The organism is Kribbella sandramycini, from assembly GCF_013131805.1.
Lineage (GTDB): Bacteria > Actinomycetota > Actinomycetes > Propionibacteriales > Kribbellaceae > Kribbella > Kribbella sandramycini.
Genome location: NZ_JABJRC010000004.1, coordinates 297,517 through 312,074, shown reverse-complemented (window position 1 = coordinate 312,074; position 14,558 = coordinate 297,517). Strand labels below are relative to the sequence as shown.

The 14,558-nt window shown below is 68.3% G+C and carries 16 protein-coding genes and 1 tRNA gene; 9 read left to right on the top strand and 8 right to left on the bottom strand.

The genetic code is table 11. The features are described from left to right. The first annotated feature begins 1 nt into the window (after position 1). The 5 genes from nuoK to HPO96_RS19680 are packed head-to-tail and all read left to right on the top strand — an operon-like array spanning position 2 to position 5,343. Positions 2–334, top strand: a complete 333-nt coding sequence (gene nuoK / locus HPO96_RS19700; protein ID WP_171674955.1) for an NADH-quinone oxidoreductase subunit NuoK — start codon at positions 2–4, stop codon at positions 332–334. Next, positions 331–2,094, top strand: a complete 1,764-nt coding sequence (locus HPO96_RS19695; RefSeq protein WP_171674954.1) for a proton-conducting transporter transmembrane domain-containing protein — start codon at positions 331–333, stop codon at positions 2,092–2,094. Before nuoK ends, HPO96_RS19695 begins: the two co-directional genes overlap by 4 nt. Further along, entirely contained in the window at positions 2,094–3,653 is a 1,560-nt protein-coding gene (locus tag HPO96_RS19690) for a complex I subunit 4 family protein (RefSeq protein ID WP_171675161.1), read from the top strand. The genes HPO96_RS19695 and HPO96_RS19690 overlap by 1 nt, the downstream gene beginning before the upstream one ends. After that, positions 3,650–5,101, top strand: coding sequence for an NADH-quinone oxidoreductase subunit N (locus HPO96_RS19685; RefSeq protein WP_171674953.1), 1,452 nt, complete (start codon positions 3,650–3,652; stop codon positions 5,099–5,101). Before HPO96_RS19690 ends, HPO96_RS19685 begins: the two co-directional genes overlap by 4 nt. Next, entirely contained in the window at positions 5,098–5,343 is a 246-nt protein-coding gene (locus HPO96_RS19680) for a hypothetical protein (RefSeq protein WP_171674952.1), read from the top strand. The genes HPO96_RS19685 and HPO96_RS19680 overlap by 4 nt, the downstream gene beginning before the upstream one ends. Here the strand turns inward: HPO96_RS19680 and HPO96_RS19675 are convergent. After that, positions 5,324–6,172, bottom strand: coding sequence for an arylamine N-acetyltransferase family protein (locus HPO96_RS19675; protein ID WP_171674951.1), 849 nt, complete (start codon positions 6,170–6,172; stop codon positions 5,324–5,326). The genes HPO96_RS19680 and HPO96_RS19675 overlap by 20 nt on opposite strands. Positions 6,173–6,201: 29 nt before the next feature. Between HPO96_RS19675 and HPO96_RS19670 the strand changes: the two genes are divergently transcribed. Together HPO96_RS19670 and HPO96_RS19665 are read left to right on the top strand one after the other, a co-directional pair. Continuing rightward, complete coding sequence (locus HPO96_RS19670) at positions 6,202–6,732, top strand: GNAT family N-acetyltransferase (protein WP_171674950.1); 531 nt, start codon at positions 6,202–6,204, stop codon at positions 6,730–6,732. 18 nt (positions 6,733–6,750) lie between these two features. Further along, positions 6,751–7,773 (top strand): lactonase family protein, encoded by a 1,023-nt coding sequence (locus HPO96_RS19665; RefSeq protein ID WP_171674949.1) that lies wholly within the window; start codon positions 6,751–6,753, stop codon positions 7,771–7,773. Between the two features lie 519 nt (positions 7,774–8,292). On the opposite strand, the gene HPO96_RS19660 is transcribed toward HPO96_RS19665, so the two are convergent. Genes HPO96_RS19660 through HPO96_RS19650 form a run of 3 tightly spaced genes read right to left on the bottom strand, consistent with a single transcriptional unit; the run spans position 8,293 to position 10,014 of the window. Continuing rightward, positions 8,293–8,835 (bottom strand): SecDF P1 head subdomain-containing protein, encoded by a 543-nt coding sequence (locus HPO96_RS19660; RefSeq protein ID WP_171674948.1) that lies wholly within the window; start codon positions 8,833–8,835, stop codon positions 8,293–8,295. Positions 8,836–8,875: 40 nt separating this feature from the next. Further along, the gene (locus tag HPO96_RS19655) at positions 8,876–9,157 is read right to left on the bottom strand and encodes a hypothetical protein (RefSeq protein ID WP_171674947.1); all 282 of its coding nucleotides are present in this window, start codon (positions 9,155–9,157) and stop codon (positions 8,876–8,878) included. Further along, on the bottom strand, positions 9,154–10,014 hold the full coding sequence (locus HPO96_RS19650; RefSeq protein ID WP_171674946.1) for a phytanoyl-CoA dioxygenase family protein: 861 nt from the start codon (positions 10,012–10,014) through the stop codon (positions 9,154–9,156). The genes HPO96_RS19655 and HPO96_RS19650 overlap by 4 nt, the downstream gene beginning before the upstream one ends. A 100-nt stretch (positions 10,015–10,114) precedes the next feature. Between HPO96_RS19650 and HPO96_RS39155 the strand changes: the two genes are divergently transcribed. Beyond that, positions 10,115–10,891, top strand: a complete 777-nt coding sequence (locus tag HPO96_RS39155; RefSeq protein WP_171674945.1) for an AraC family transcriptional regulator — start codon at positions 10,115–10,117, stop codon at positions 10,889–10,891. Here HPO96_RS39155 and HPO96_RS19640 read toward each other — a convergent pair. After that, the gene (locus HPO96_RS19640) at positions 10,877–11,812 is read right to left on the bottom strand and encodes a phosphotransferase (protein ID WP_171674944.1); all 936 of its coding nucleotides are present in this window, start codon (positions 11,810–11,812) and stop codon (positions 10,877–10,879) included. The two genes, HPO96_RS39155 and HPO96_RS19640, sit on opposite strands and share 15 nt — an antisense overlap. Positions 11,813–11,900: 88 nt before the next feature. After that, positions 11,901–12,392 carry a YajQ family cyclic di-GMP-binding protein gene (locus HPO96_RS19635; RefSeq protein WP_171674943.1) on the bottom strand — a complete coding sequence of 164 codons (492 nt, stop codon included), beginning with the start codon at positions 12,390–12,392 and terminating at the stop codon, positions 11,901–11,903. Between the two features lie 83 nt (positions 12,393–12,475). On the opposite strand from HPO96_RS19635, the gene HPO96_RS19630 reads away from it, so the two are divergent. Next, positions 12,476–12,558, top strand: a tRNA-Tyr gene (locus HPO96_RS19630). A 241-nt stretch (positions 12,559–12,799) separates the two neighbouring features. Here HPO96_RS19630 and HPO96_RS19625 read toward each other — a convergent pair. Continuing rightward, positions 12,800–13,864, bottom strand: coding sequence for a hypothetical protein (locus HPO96_RS19625; RefSeq protein WP_171674942.1), 1,065 nt, complete (start codon positions 13,862–13,864; stop codon positions 12,800–12,802). A 297-nt stretch (positions 13,865–14,161) separates the two neighbouring features. Continuing rightward, positions 14,162–14,548: a site-specific integrase gene (locus HPO96_RS19620; protein WP_202886169.1), complete on the bottom strand. Its 387-nt coding sequence runs from the start codon at positions 14,546–14,548 to the stop codon at positions 14,162–14,164. Between the last annotated feature and the right edge of the window lie 10 nt (positions 14,549–14,558).

Genomic DNA, 14,558 nt, shown 5'->3' with positions numbered 1-14,558 from the left:
GATGCCGCTCGTCCTGCCGCTGCTGCTCGCGGTCGTCCTGTTCTGCCTCGGCGTGTACGGCGTCCTGGCCCGCCGTAACGCGGTCACCATCCTGATGTCGCTCGAGCTGATGCTGAACGCCGTCAACCTGAACCTGATCGCCTTCGACGCCTGGCGTCTCGACGGCCTGGCCACCGGGCAGACGCTCGCGGTCTTCGTGATCACGCTGGCCGCGGCCGAGATCGGCCTCGGGCTGGCGATCGTGCTGCTGTTGTTCCGCGGCCACGGGCATGTCGACGCGGACGCCGCCCGCGACCTGGCCGAAGCGGATGAGCGCGAGGAGTCCCCGACGTGATCGCGACCGTCTGGCGCGTCGCCGGAGTCGGCTTCTCGCTCCTCTTGGTGTTGATCGCCGCCCTCCTGTACGGCGACTCCGCCAGCCAGCACGCCTTCCTGAACTCGCAGATCGGCGAGGTCACGATCGGGTTCGCCGTCCGCACCGACGACCTGACCGTGCTGTTGCTCGCGGTCGTCGGCGTCGTCGCGACGTGCGTCCAGATCTACTCCCTCGGCTACCTGCACGAGCGCGCGGCGTCGTACCACGCGCTCGTCACGCTCTTCACCGCCGCGATGGCTGCCGTCGTGGTCGCGGACAGCCTGTTCCTGCTGCTGATCGGCTGGGAGGTGATGGGCGCCTGCTCGTACCTGTTGATCAGCCACTACTGGGAGCGCCGCGAGGCCCGCTCCGGCGCGGTCAAGGCGTTCCTGATGACTCGGCTTGCGGACGTCGGTTTCCTGTTCGGCATCTTCGTCCTCGGCGTCGGCGCGGGCACCTTCCGGATCTCCGCGCTCGACCCGGCCCAGATCGATCCCGGCGTCCTCACCACCGGCACGCTGCTGCTCCTGGTCGGCGTCGTCGGCAAATCCGCCCAGGTCCCCCTGCAGACCTGGCTTCCCGATGCGATGCCCGGCCCGAGCCCGGTCAGCGCGCTGATCCACGCCGCGACCATGGTCGCCGCCGGTGTCTTCCTGATCGCCCGCCTGTACGACGTGTTCGCCGCCTCGGCCACCACGATGACGGTCCTGGCGATCGTCGCCTGCGTGACGATGCTGTACGCCGCGCTCTGCGCCGCGGCCGCCGTCGAGGTGAAGCGAGTGCTCGCCTGGTCGACGGTCAGCCAGCTCGCGATCATGTTCGCGGCGCTCTCCCTCGGCACGCATGAGGGTCGGCACGCAGCTTTGTTCCACCTCGTCACCCACGCCGCGTTCAAGGGCTTGCTGTTCCTCTGCGCCGGCGTCCTGCTGCACCAGGTCGGCAGCGCCGCCTTCGTCGTACTCCGGCGCTACACGCGCCGTGGCCGGCTCCGGAAGGCGCTGCCGGTCACGTTCGTCACGATGACGATCGGTCTCGCCGCCCTGGCCGGCGTACCGGGGTTCGCGGGGTTCTTCTCCAAGGACAGCGTGCTCGAAGCGGCCTGGGAGCACGCGCACGGCGGCTCGGTCGTCGGCTGGTTCGTCCTGGTCTCGGTCGGGCTGACCGCGGGGCTGACGGCGTTCTACTGCATGCGGCTCTGGCTGTGGGTCTTCTTCCGGACGCCGGCCCTCGCCGGAGCCGTCGGCGCGTTCGAGGCCGACGACCCGATGGCCGACCTCGAGGATCCGGACACCTCCAAACTCAAGGACGCCTCCTGGCTGATGCTCGCGCCGCTCGTCCTGCTCGCGCTGGGCGCCATCGCCCTCGGGTACGTCGACGGGCTGCATCTGAACTGGGTCGTCGCGCTCGCGTCGACGGTCGTGGTGATCTTCGGGGTGCTCCCGGCGTACTCGCTGTGGTCGCGCGGCGCGGACCCGCGGCCCGTGCTGCTGGAGCGCGAGTTCGGCGTCGACCGGGCGTACCACGCGCTGTTCGTCGTACCGGTTCGGTGGTTGAGCAAGCTGAGTGTGCTGGGGGATCGCGACGTGGTCGGAGCGTACGTCCGGGCCGTGGGGCGCAGCGGTGCGTTGGCATCGCAGGGTTTCCGGCTCCTGCAGACCGGTAACGTTCAGACCTATCTGACCGCGGCCGTCGTCGGCGTCGTCGCGCTTGCCGTGCTGGCGGGGGTGATCGCCTCGTGATGATCACGGTGGCGAACGACGACTTCGCGGCCGGCGTCCTGCTCGCCATCCTCGCGCTGCCGGTTCTGGCCGCGCTCGCGCTCTGGGCACTGCCGGTCCAGCTCGGCGAGCGGTTGGCGGCCCTGTACGGCGCTGTCGTGTCCGGCCTGGTGCTCGTCGGCTCGCTCCTGCTCTGGACGCCGGCGAACGGCTGGATCGCCTACGTCTCCGGCGGCGAGACCCTCGCGCCCGGCGAGCAGGTCAAGCCGCTGCACGGCGTCACCGACGTCCCATGGATTCCGTCGCTCGGCGTCCGGTTCCATGTCGGGGTCGACTCGATCTCGGTCCCGCTGATCGTGCTGACCGCGCTGCTGACGTTCCTGTGCTGTGTCTACTCGCTGAAGATCACGCCGCGGATCGGCCGGATGCGTTCGCTGGTCGCGTTGCTGCTGGTCATCGAAGCCGGGGTGATCGGCGCGTTCAGCGCGATGGATCTGGTGCTGTTCTTCGTCTGCTTCGAGATCGTGCTGATCCCGATGTGGCTGATCATCGACATCTGGGGTGACGACCACGACGCCCCGGGGCGCAAGCGCGCGGCGACGACGTTCGTGCTGATGACGGTGTTCGGGTCCGCGCTGATGCTGCTCGGCTTCCTGCTGGTCTTCCGGCAGGCGGGCACGTTCGACCTGGTCCAGCTGACGAACTCGCCGGTCCTCGACGGCCACGGCGTACCGCTGGCCGCGGCGCTGCTGATCGCGGTCGGGCTCGCGGTGAAGGTGCCGCTCTGGCCGTTGCACATCTGGCTGCCGGATGCGCACGCCAAGGCGCCGACGGTCGGCTCGGTGATTCTGGCCGGGGTGCTGCTGAAGCTGGGGACGTACGGCCTGATCCGGATCCTGGTCCCGGTGCTGCCGGATGCGACCGTCACGATCGCGCCGTACCTGGGCGGGTTCTCGACGGTCGCGATCATCGCCGGCTCGCTCGCCTGCCTGGGGCAGACCGACGTGAAACGCCTGATCGCGTACTCCAGCGTCGGCCACATGGGTTTCATCGGCCTCGGGATCGCGACGCTGTCACCCGCCGGGATGAAGGGCGCCCTGTTCGCCAACATCGCGCACGGCATCATCACCGGCCTGCTGTTCTTCCTGGCCGGCGCGATCAAGGACCGCCACGACACCAGCGATCTCGCGACCATCGGCCGGGCCCTGTACGCGCGGCTCCCGCGGATCGCGGCCCTGTTGACGTTCGCCTGTCTCGCGTCCCTCGGGCTGCCCGGCCTGGCCGGTTTCTGGGGTGAGATGCTCGTCCTGCTCGGCGCCTACGACCCGGCCGACTCGTTGCCGCGAGCAACCTACCTGGTCTTCATGGTGCTCGCCGGGCTCGGGACGGTGCTGACCGCGGCGTACTTCCTGCGGCTGGTCCGCAAGCTCTGCCAGGGTGATCCGGCCGAACATCCGGCCGGTGCGTTCGCTGTCGATCTGAGCCGGATCGAGCTGATCACCTGGACGCCGTTGATCACGCTGACCGTGCTGCTCGGCGTCTGGCCCGGCCTGCTTCTGCACCAGTGGGGGAGCCTGTGACGCTCACATGGACCGACTGGCAGGCCATCGCCGTACCGCTGGTGCTGGCGATCGGCGCGGTCGCCGTACTGCTCATCGACGCGTTCTGGCGCAGCTCACCGGCGCAGCTTCGGCATACCGTCGTGACGCTGCTGACCGGGGCGGTCATCCTGTTCGGCCTGGTCTTCGTCTGGGCCCAGCGCGACGACTTCAAACCGGCCTTCTGCCGCCCCGCGGTGGAGGGGCCGGCCGAGTGCAGTCTGGTCTTCGAGCCGCTGACCGCTGGGCTCTGGGGTGTGCTCCTGCTCGGCGGGCTCGGGGTCGTCGGGCTCTCGGCGTACCGGCTGTTGGCCGCCGACATCCCCGTCGGTGAGTACCACTTCCTGCTGCTGAGTGCGCTGGTCGGCGCGACCACGCTGGCCGGTGCGCGCGACCTCGCGACCGTCGTGATCGCCCTCGAGGTCGTCTCGCTGCCGAGCTTCGCCCTCGTCGCCCTCCGGCGGGACCGGCGCGGCTCCGAGGCCGCGATGAAGGCCTTCCTGGTCTCGGTGCTCTCGACCGCGGTGATGCTGTTCGGCATCTCCTACCTGTACGGCGTGACCGGCTCGCTCTACCTGACCACGATCGCGAACCGGCTGACCGGGCTCGACCCGAGTATGCAGCGGGTCGCGTTCGCCGCCGGGCTGTTCGTGATCGTCGGGTTCGCCTTCAAGATCGCCGCGGTGCCGTTCCACGGCTGGCTCCCGGACACGTACGCCGGCGCTCCGGTTGAGGTGACGGCGTTCCTGGCCGTCGTCTCCAAGTCGGCCGGTGTCGCCGGTCTGCTCGTGCTCGTGATCACCGGCCTCGCCCCCGACGGCTCCGATCTGCGCCTCGTCGTCGCGATCCTGGCCGCCGTCACGATGACCGTCGGCAACCTGGCCGCCCTGCGCCAGCGCGAGGCCGTGCGCCTGCTCGCCTGGTCCTCCATCGGCCAGGTCGGCTTCCTGCTCGCCCCGCTCGCCGTCGGCGACGCCCAAGCCGTCGTCGGCTATCTGGCCGCGTACGTCGTCGTCACCCTCGGCGCCTTCGGCGCAGTCGCTGTCGTGCAGCGGCACCGCCCCTCGGGCCTGCTGGCCGACTACCGCGGCATGGTCCGCTCCGAGCCCGGCCTCGCCGTCGCGCTGATCTTCTTCCTGGTCGTCCTCGCCGGCCTGCCGCCCGGCCTGGCCGGCCTCTTCACCAAGTTCGCCGCCTTCCAGGCCGTCATCGACGCCCACCTCGGCTGGCTCGCCATCGTGATGGCCCTCAACGTCATGATCGGCCTGGCCGTCTACCTGCGCTGGATCGCCGAACTCTTCCGCCTCCCCGCCGACGACCCCTTCGCCGTCGACATCGAAACCCCCGCCGTCGCGATGATCTCGCTCTTCGCCGCGGCCGCCGTCGTCGTCTCCATCCTCCCCAGCACCCTCTTCGCCCTGGCGACATGACCGGCCCGCTACGCCTGACCGTCGTCCAGCTCCGGGGTGACGACCGCTGGAACAGTGTCGCCGTCATCGACGGCCGCGACTACCCGGACCGGGAGTCCTACGACCGCGTCGTCCACGCGGCCTTCGAACTCCTCGACGACCTCGACATCCCGGCGCAGCTGGAGACCGAGCTGATCCGGGCGGACGAGCCGCCGTCTCGCCTGCCCAGCTGGGCCGACTACGTCACCCAGCAGCGTTGGTGAGGTAGGCCTCGTACTGGGCCCAGACGCGACGCCACAGCTGGTCGCGCTGGGCGGCGCCGTACTGGGGGAGGGAGAGGTGGAACTCGTCGGCGAGCAGGGCGAAGTAGTCGGCCGGGGTTTCGATGATGCTGTTGTCGACGCGATCCTTGGAGATCTCGGTGCGGCCGACGGAGCGGAGTACGACGACCGAGTGCGCCTTGCGGCGGAACGCGGACGCCGTCCGCCGGAACGGGGACTGCGGGTCGCCGGACAGCTCGGCGTGCTTGGCCGCGAACGTATCCAGGGTGACGGTCGCGTCCTCGAAGTCCATCCCGATGAGGCTCGCGCGGGCGTCGTGGTCCAGCCGCCAGCCGATCACTCGCTCCGACCTGCGGAGGGCCAGCTCGAACGGCTCCTGACGCGCGCGGCCGGTCTCCAGCGGGATCGGCCGAATCAGCCCGTCGCCGAGCCCCGCGTCCACCAGCCAGAACCGCTCCGGATCCTCGGCCAGCCCCTGAACGGTCAGCACGAGATGACTGGCGTCGACCTCGCCGGGACGGTTCAGCGTCTCGACGCCGCCGCGGTGCAGGCGGACGCGGTACCCGAGCTCGGTGAGCAGGACGCCGAGGACGCCGTTCAACTGGAAGCAGTACCCGCCGGCCTCGCGCTTGATGATCCGCCGCGCGCTCTCCTCGAGATCGAGCGGCGTACCGGGCGCCAGTTGGTACTGGATGGACTCGTACGGCACCTGATCGACAAACGCCTCATGGACCCGCTCAAGCTCCTCGAGCCGCGGCGGACCGCCAACATCGCCGACCCCGATCCGGCGCAGCAGAGCCTTGGTGTCCATACGCGCGAGGTTATGTCACGATCGTCCGCATGATCGCTGTGCTGGATCAGATTGCCGCTCTTGGCATCGCCGCCGAACTGGGCGAGGTGTTCGCGGCCGCGTTCGCCGCCGACGACCCGTCCGCGGACGCCGTCCGGTTCGCGACCGAGCAGCTGCCGACGCACGCGGCGCGCGACGACTTCAAGCTGGTCACCTACGAGACGCCGGTCGCCGGCTTCGCGTACGGATTCACCGGCTACCCCGGCCAGTGGTGGTCGGATCGGATCGCCGGCGCAGTCTCGCCGGAGCTGGCGGCCGACTGGATCGGCGGGCACTTCGAGGTGGTCGAGCTCGCCGTCCGTCCGTCAGCTCGATGCCAGGGGATCGGCGCCGAGCTGATGACCGCGCTGGTGGATGGTTTACCGCAGCGCCGCGCGCTGCTGACGACGTACGCCGACGACCGGCCCGCGCCCCGGTTGTACCGGCGGCTTGGCTGGCAGCTACTCGTCGAGGACCTTGGATGGGGTTCGGCGCTCTACGGTCTGGAGCTTTTGGACAGGGGCGTGCCCGGGGTGCGGTGAAATGGCAGGGTATGCGTCATGACCTCTGAGCGGATCTATGTCGGGAGCTACACCAGTCAGCCGGGTGGCGGCGAGGGGATCGGGTTCGGTCCGCTCGAGGAGATCGCGGTGGCGGCGACCGCCGTCGACCCGTCGTTCCTGGTCCGGTCGGCCGACGGGCGCTTCCTCTACGTGACGAACGAAACCGTCACCGATCCGCCGGAGCCCGGCCGGGTCAGCGCGTACGCGATCCAGCCGGACGGCGGTCTGGAGTTCCTGAACGACCAGCCGACCGAGGGCCTGCACCCGTGCCACCTGGGGATCGACCCGACCGGGGCCTATCTGCTGTCGGCCAACTACAGCTCCGGCTCGGTCGCGATCCACCCGATCGCCGCTGACGGCTCGCTCGGTACGGCGTCCCAGATCGTCCAGCGCGAGGGCACCGGCCCGAACGCCGACCGTCAGGAGGGCCCGCACGCACACCAGGTCGCCTTCTTCGGCGGCCACGTCTTCGACGTCGACCTCGGCTCCGACACCGTCTACACCTCCACCCTGACCCCGGAGGGCACTCTCGAAGAGGTCGACCGCCTGCGCATCCATCCCGGCGCCGGCCCGCGTCACCTGGTCTTCCACCCGACCGGCGCCGCGGCGTACGTCGTCAACGAGCTCGACTCCACGCTCACCGTCTGCTCCCACACCGACGGCAAGCTCCAGGTCGTGCAGACCCTCTCGACCCGCCCCGCCGACACCCCCGGCGAGAACTACCCGGCCGAGCTGCTCATCTCCGCCGACGGCCGCTTCCTCTACGCCTCGAACCGCGGCGACGACACCATCGCCGTCTTCACCGTCGCCCCCGACACCCTCTCCGCCACCCTCACCCAAACCATCGACTCCGGCGGCAACTGGCCCCGCCACCTAGCCTTCAGCGCCGACGCCACCACCCTCTACGCGGCCAACGAACGCTCCGACACCATCGCCACCTTCACCATCACCAACGGCGCCCTGACCCAATCCGCCGACCCCACCACCTTCCCCAAGCCCGTCTGCATCCTCCCCGCCTGACACCACCTCCCGTTTGCTGGGCCCACCCACCGGTTTGCTGGGCCCACCCACCGGTTTGCTGGGCTCGCCCACCGGTTTGCTGGGCCCACCCACCGGGCGGTGGGTGGGCGAGCCGCCTGCGGTGGGCCCTCCCATCGTTTCGTGGGCTGACCCGTTTCCGTGCTGGGCTGACCCGCCGGTTTGCTGGGCTCACCCAGCCGGGGGTGGGTGGGCGAGCTGCCTGCGGTGGGCCCTCCCATTGTTTCGTGGGCTGACCCGTTTCCGTGCTGGGCTGACCCGCCGGTTTGCTGGGCTCACCCAGCCGGGGGTGGGTGGGCGAGCTGCCTGCGGTGGGCCCTCCCATTGTTTCGTGGGCTGACCCGTTTCCGTGCTGGGCTGACCCGCCGGTTTGCTGGGCTCACCCAGCCGGGGGTGGGTGGGCGAGCTGCCTGCGGTGGGCCCTCCCATCGTTTCGTGGGCTGACCCGTTTCTGTGCTGGGCTGACCCGGCGAACGGTGGGGGAGGAGGGCCTGGGTCGGCTCAGCCGGTGATGTCGGCGGCGAGTTTCTCGGCCTGCGCGCGGGTGAAGTTGCCGGCGATCTGCACCTGGCCCGCGGTGATCGCCCCGCTGACAGTGGGCGCGGAGACGACCTGGTCCTTGACCACGATCGCGAGCTGGTTCTTCGGCGGCCGGTTCTTGACCAGCTCCGTCGTCAGCGCGCTGAACAGCTTGGTGCCCTCGGCATCCAATGTGAGCGTGACGACCCACCCGGTGGCTCCCTGCGCGGGCCCGGCCTCGGTACGCATCACCTGCGAGCCGTCCACCTCAACCGCGCCAAGCGTGTACTGCGCCCCGTCCACCCCGCACAGCACGCTCGGCCCCGCCGTACACCCATCCGGCTTGACCGCGACCACCCGCCGGAACTGCAGCGTCTCCGCCGCCGCCCGCTTCGGCTCTGTGGGCGCCGGCGTCCCGTCGAACCGCCGTACGACCACGACAGTCACCAGAACGACCAGCGTGACCAGCAGCAACGCCAGAACGACCAGGAGGCCGCGCTGACGCGCTGAAACCGACTGAGCCATGGCATCGCACCTTAGCGCGATGCCATGGCCCCTGTGGTTGTCAGACGAGCTTCTCGAAGAAGAACTCGTGTTTGAGGAACGAGACGTCGTACTCGTGCCCCGGCTGCGGCGGCAGCAGCTGTGCTGCTTGGAACAGCCGCCAGCCGTCCTTCAGTGCATCCAGCCCGGTGGCGTACGGCGGTACGTCGCTGTCCCCGGTAGTCGGCGACGTCGCGCCAGTGCCGTCGTACGTCGACCAACCGACCACCCGGGCGTCGAGCGCGGAGGAGGCCAGGTACAGCACCAGAACCTGCTGGCGAAGTGTCTGCTGCTGAACGGTCATGCGATCACCTTCTTGGCGTGGGGGTTGACGCTGCGCTGGGAGACCACGCGCTGCGGGCGGTTGGACACCCGCGTCACCCAGTAGTCCGGGTCGTAGGTGTCGTCACCGGTGATCGCCTGCCACAGCTTCACCCGGTTGTAGATCTCCAGCCGGCCGGTCGCGTTCTCGTACCACGGGAACGTCTGACCGAGCTCGCGGGCGACCTCCTCGTCGTACAGGTCCTCGAGGTTCCACAGCCCCACCTGACGCACGGTGGGGTTGAAACGGATCTTGAACATGTACCGATCGATGGAGCTGTCGTTCTTGCGGCCGCCGTGCCAGATGCCGTGGTGCAGGAACTGGACCGTGCCGGCGGGGCAGACCAGGCGGGTCTGGCCGAGCAGGTTCTGGTAGCGGCCGGTGTCGGACTCGTTCGTCCGCCGCAGGTGGCTGCCGGGGACGCTGAGCGTGCCGCCCATCTCCAGCGTCACATCCTGCGGGTAGTACATGAGCTGGACGTCGAACGCGTCCTCCCGGACGTCGATGATCGCGTCACCGTGCAGGTTCTGCGCCTCACCCTCGTTCGCCTTGCGGATGTGGACGGCGTGGTGATCGACCGTCGGCTCCGGACCGACCAGGCTGTGGATCGCACCGGCGACCTCAGGCAGCTGGACGAGCCGCTGCACGAACTCGCTGTCCGCGAACGCCTCCGACAGCGGAGTGCCGTACGGGACGCCGGGGATGCCGTTGTCGAGGACCTCGATCGCCTGCCGGTTCATCTCCTCCGGTACGACGGCGTCCATCCGGAGCGACCCCGTCGCCACGAAATGCGCCATCTGAACCGAGGTGAGCAGGTTCTTGCGATGCGGATGGGGCATGGTTCTCCCTCTCGGGGTGGTGGTTACTACTCCACAACGCTAGGTCGCTACCCCGTTGGATTGCGTGGGTTGGGATCACCACTGGTGGTAATTTCTCACCATGATCGCGCTGCCCTTAGCCGCGCCCCCGGAAGTCGTCAACGTCGGCTCGGGCACCCACGGCATCCGCTCGCTCCGCGACGTCTTCCAGCTCCCCGACCTCTGGCAGCTGCACCTCTACGCCTACTCGGCCGACCTGACCATCGCCGGTACGACGTACGCCGTAGCCCCCGGTTACGTCTCTCTGACGCCAGCCGGCGTACAGGTCCAGTTCGACTACCGCGGTCGCTCAGAACACCTCTACGCCCACTTCCGCCCCGCTGCAGTCGGAGAGCCCTCCTACCTCCCCGCCGTCCAGGACGCCGGCCCCGCAGCCCCCGCCCTCTCCGCCCTACTCCGCTCCGCCACCGAAGCCTCCCCCTCCGGCACCGCCCGCGTAGCCGCCGAAGTCTGGACCTTCCTCTGGCGCCTCGCCGACCTGGCCGCCACCCGCCCCGAAGCCGCCCCCCGCCACCCCGCCGTAACCACCGCCGTAGCCCACATAGAAGCCCACCTGACCCACCCCCTCACCATCCCAGCCCTGGCCCGCGCAGCCGGTGTATCCCACAACCACCTGACCCGCCTCTTCCAATCCGAGCTAGGCACCACGGTCATCGCCTACATCCGCGAACGCCGCCTGACTCGAGCCCGCCACCTCCTCACCTCCTCCACCCTCTCCATCCCCGCCATAGCCGCCTCCGTAGGCATCCCCGACCTCCAAGCCTTCAACAAGGCCTGCCACCGAGAACTAGGCGCCTCCCCCCGAACCGTCCGAGAAACCGCCCTAACTAACAGCTAGCGCGACCAGGCCTTCGGCGAGGACGCCGCGGGTGATGCGGACGCAGTCGGCGCGGTCGGGGCCGGTGAGGGCTTGGTGGGACCAGAGGACGACGTCCTCGCGGGCGCGGACGTGGCGGTAGTAGCGGACGGCGTCGTGGTCGAGGGGGTGCGGGCCGTAGCCGGCGAGGAACGCGTCCACCTGCTCGGGCGTGCTGGTACTGACGTCACCCATACCGCCCAGCATGAACATGAGGTCCTGTTCGCGCGGAGCGAGCACCACGTCGTCCCAGTCGATGAGGTGGAGACGGCCGTCGGCGACCAGGACGTTCCCGAGGTGGGGGTCGCCGTGACACACCACCCGCGGCCCTGTGGGCGCAGGAGGGGTGCTGATGAGCAGTACGTCGATGGTGTCGGCGTACTCGGCCCACAGCGCTGCCAGCTCCGCCTCAACCGCATCTGACGGCGCTTCAAGCCGTTCCCGCACTTCTGCCGCCACTGCCGGCACCCGCGCGTCGACCGGGCTATGCGTCGGCAGCGCGTCCCGGAGCCGGGCCGGCGGCTCCGCATCATGCACGCGCCGCAGCAGTACGCCGTACGCCGCCCACTGCTCGACCGTCAGCCCACTCTCCGCCGCCCGCACCCCATCGACCCACGGCGTCACCGTCAACCGCTTCTTAGGCCCGTGAAACGTCCACAGCCCGTCGTCGACCGTCCGCACCACCTCCGGCACCCCAGCCAGCCCGGAGTCCCCCAAGTACGCCGCCACCTGGTGGCCCGTGTTCGTCCCGGCGCCACTCCACTTCACGGCGTACGCATTGGTCGCCGTCGTGGCCCGCCAGACCTGCGCGGCCAGATCCGCCCCGTAGCCGACAGGTGAGAGTTCCACCACATCCAGCCCGAAGTCGTCGTACAACCACCGCCGCAGCAACGTGTCACCCACGCCGCCCAGCATGCCCGCCCCCACCGACCACGGCGACCCGATTACGCCGTACGGCGGGAGCCCGCAGGCTCACCGCCGTACCGACGGCTCAGCGGTAGTTGACGAACTGGACGGCGAAGTCCAGCTCCTGGCCCTTGATCAGCGCTTGGACCGCCTGCAGGTCGTCCCGGCTCTTGCTCGAGACCCGCAGCTCCTCACCCTGGATCTGCGCCTTCACGCCCTTCGGCCCCTCGTCGCGAATCAGCTTCGACAGCTTCTTCGCGTTCTCCTGCGTGATCCCGGCGTCGATCGTCGCGGTGATCTTGTAGATCTTCCCCGACAGCTTCGCCTCGTCCGCATCCAGCCCCTTGAGCGAGATCTGCCGCTTCACCAACTTGTCCTTGAACACATCCAGAACGGCGTTCACCCGCTCCTCCGTGTTCGCCTGCATCGCCACCGACTCCCCGGACCACTCGATCCCCGCGTCCACGTTCTTGAAGTCGAACCGCTGGCTGATCTCCTTCGCCGCCTGGTTCACGGCGTTGTCCACCTCCTGCCGGTCCACCTTGTTCACGATGTCGAACGAAGACTCCGAAGCCACAGCCACTTCCCTTTCCGATTTGCCGACACACCCACCTACTGTTGTATCGTCTCCCACGCCGGTTCACGAACCGGCAGCACCCTGGCGGGTTGCCCGAGCGGCCAAAGGGAGCAGACTGTAAATCTGTCGGCTTATGCCTACGCAGGTTCGAACCCTGCACCCGCCACAGGCGCTAAAACAGCCCCTGACCTGCGAGAACGCAGGTCAGGGGCTGTCTTCGTCTGTCCGACTGTGTCCGGCCAGTACCGGCGATCTACGGCCGTCCGTCCCAAATACGTCCCAAAGCCGAAGCCTTGCCGTCGTCGAGGGTTGCCAGCGATCCAGTCCCAGCCTCGGCGCTAGTCGCCCTGGCCACGCGCCGCGCAGAAGGGCGAAGTAGCCCGCGGGCCGGCTCTTCGAGGGTGACGCTAACCGAGCAGCCGTTCGATCTCCGGTAGAGCGTCCGCGAGACGCAGGAAGACGGCGGCTCCTGGCGGCACTCTCGGGTCTGCGCGGAGAAGGTAGTTCCCAAACTTCTTCTCTGCGACGACCACCTCCGCGTATCCAGCGGAGCACGAAAGGTACAGCATGTCGATTAGGTCGTTTGACTCCCACTTGTCATCAGCGTTGATGATTCGTAGATGGAAGATCTCGCGGAGCCGTGCGAGGTGCGGAAGTAGTGCAAGGTCTTTTTCTGCAGAGTCCTTCAGCCAAGCGCCGAATTCAGACGTCGATAGGCCGCTACCCTTGGCCGCATTAGCAAGGTCGATCTGCATGTCCGACAAGAACCGTGTGCGAGTCAGATCGCGGCGATACCTGCGGGCATGTGGGTTCGAGCGCATGTGTATCGCAAGTTCATGGATCGATTGACCCCACTTCGACGCCATGGCGTGACCATCTGTCGGGAAGGTCGGCTCTTGCGCCAATAGCATCTCGAATAGGCTACTGATCCAGGTCATCCGATCAGAGATATCCTGAAGCGTGGGAGGCAGACCCGAGTCGTTCTTGGGTGTAGGGGCGCTCCTTCCCCAGATGGCGTCAGGATCCAGACGGAATAGAGCCTCGCGTCGATCCCGCGCGTACGTCTCGGTCAAGCGGCCGGACAACAAGTCTGTCAGCTCGGCGGCGCGTGTCCGGAGAGGGCTTAACATCTGCCACCCGCGGGACAGCTCTAGTTGGCACCGGGCGAGATCCACGCGCCTGCGACCGCCGGTCTTGGCGGTTTCGACGACGTGTCCGGCCGACAGTGGCAGAATGAGTCGGCCGTCGCGGGCGTGTTTGATTAGCTGTTCAGCCGCGGTGATTTCGGGACTTCTGGGTACCTCGCGGCTGTATAGGGCTCTCGCTAGCGAAACCCAATGAACTTGGTCTAGGTATACGACTGGTCTATTGAGAAGGCGTTTCTTGTGGCCAACTTCGGCATGGAGAGCGAAGTTTTCCTCGAAAGCGAACTCGATCAGATCTGCCTCTACGTGGTAGGTGCTTCGTTCCACTGACGTTGGTCCTCTTAGGGGCCCAATGTTCCCCTCCGCGATGCGGCCATCCGCGACGAAGATTTCGACTCCGCCGGTAGACGGCGAATAAGTGATATGCGATATGCCGCGCAGGAAATCAATGTTCGTGTCCGGCGTTTGTGACATGCGCTTCCAATCCGTCAGTGCTCTCTCGCAGGCGTCGGCCCCAGACGGACGCTGGCGGTTCCATTCCTACGAAGGTTTGTCCTAAGTCGGCTCAGGTGCAAGTCCTTATGGTTCGCGGAGGAGATGTGGCGGCGCACCCAGTTTGAAGGGCTAGCCCCGCGGCCCGGCGGCGCCAACCGAACGCGGCTTGGCAAGTGCGGATTCGATCCGTCGCAGGGCGGCTGCCTCCTGGCCGTCGATGCACCCGGCGTAGACATCGAGCAGGACCTTGACGCTGTGCCCCGCCCACTGCGCGACCAACGTCGCGGGAACCCCGGCGTTGAGTTGGAGGCTGACGCCGGCGTGGCGGAGGTCGTATGGTCGCCGGGCTAGCAGCGAGAGGAACTGCTGTTCTGGCAGCGCCCTCTTGCGAGCCTTCTGCCACGTCCGAGACAGCGTGTTGGGATGTACCGGGTCGCAGTACGCCTTCGGAGGGATCCGGCCGAACCGGCCGACCCGCGTCACGAACAGCCGGCCGCCTGGTCCGGTCCCGTGCACCGCTAGGTGA

What these genes read in the sequence shown, in the direction of transcription:
- nuoK (WP_171674955.1), top strand. Translation starts at nt 2, where the DNA reads ATGCCGCTCGTCCTGCCGCTGCTGCTCGCGGTCGTCCTGTTCTGCCTC.
- HPO96_RS19690 (WP_171675161.1), top strand. Translation starts at nt 2,094, where the DNA reads ATGATCACGGTGGCGAACGACGACTTCGCGGCCGGCGTCCTGCTCGCC.
- HPO96_RS19680 (WP_171674952.1), top strand. Translation starts at nt 5,098, where the DNA reads ATGACCGGCCCGCTACGCCTGACCGTCGTCCAGCTCCGGGGTGACGAC.
- HPO96_RS19675 (WP_171674951.1), bottom strand. Translation starts at nt 6,172, where the DNA reads ATGGACACCAAGGCTCTGCTGCGCCGGATCGGGGTCGGCGATGTTGGC.
- HPO96_RS19670 (WP_171674950.1), top strand. Translation starts at nt 6,202, where the DNA reads ATGATCGCTGTGCTGGATCAGATTGCCGCTCTTGGCATCGCCGCCGAA.
- HPO96_RS19665 (WP_171674949.1), top strand. Translation starts at nt 6,751, where the DNA reads ATGACCTCTGAGCGGATCTATGTCGGGAGCTACACCAGTCAGCCGGGT.
- HPO96_RS19660 (WP_171674948.1), bottom strand. Translation starts at nt 8,835, where the DNA reads ATGGCTCAGTCGGTTTCAGCGCGTCAGCGCGGCCTCCTGGTCGTTCTG.
- HPO96_RS19655 (WP_171674947.1), bottom strand. Translation starts at nt 9,157, where the DNA reads ATGACCGTTCAGCAGCAGACACTTCGCCAGCAGGTTCTGGTGCTGTAC.
- HPO96_RS19650 (WP_171674946.1), bottom strand. Translation starts at nt 10,014, where the DNA reads ATGCCCCATCCGCATCGCAAGAACCTGCTCACCTCGGTTCAGATGGCG.
- HPO96_RS39155 (WP_171674945.1), top strand. Translation starts at nt 10,115, where the DNA reads ATGATCGCGCTGCCCTTAGCCGCGCCCCCGGAAGTCGTCAACGTCGGC.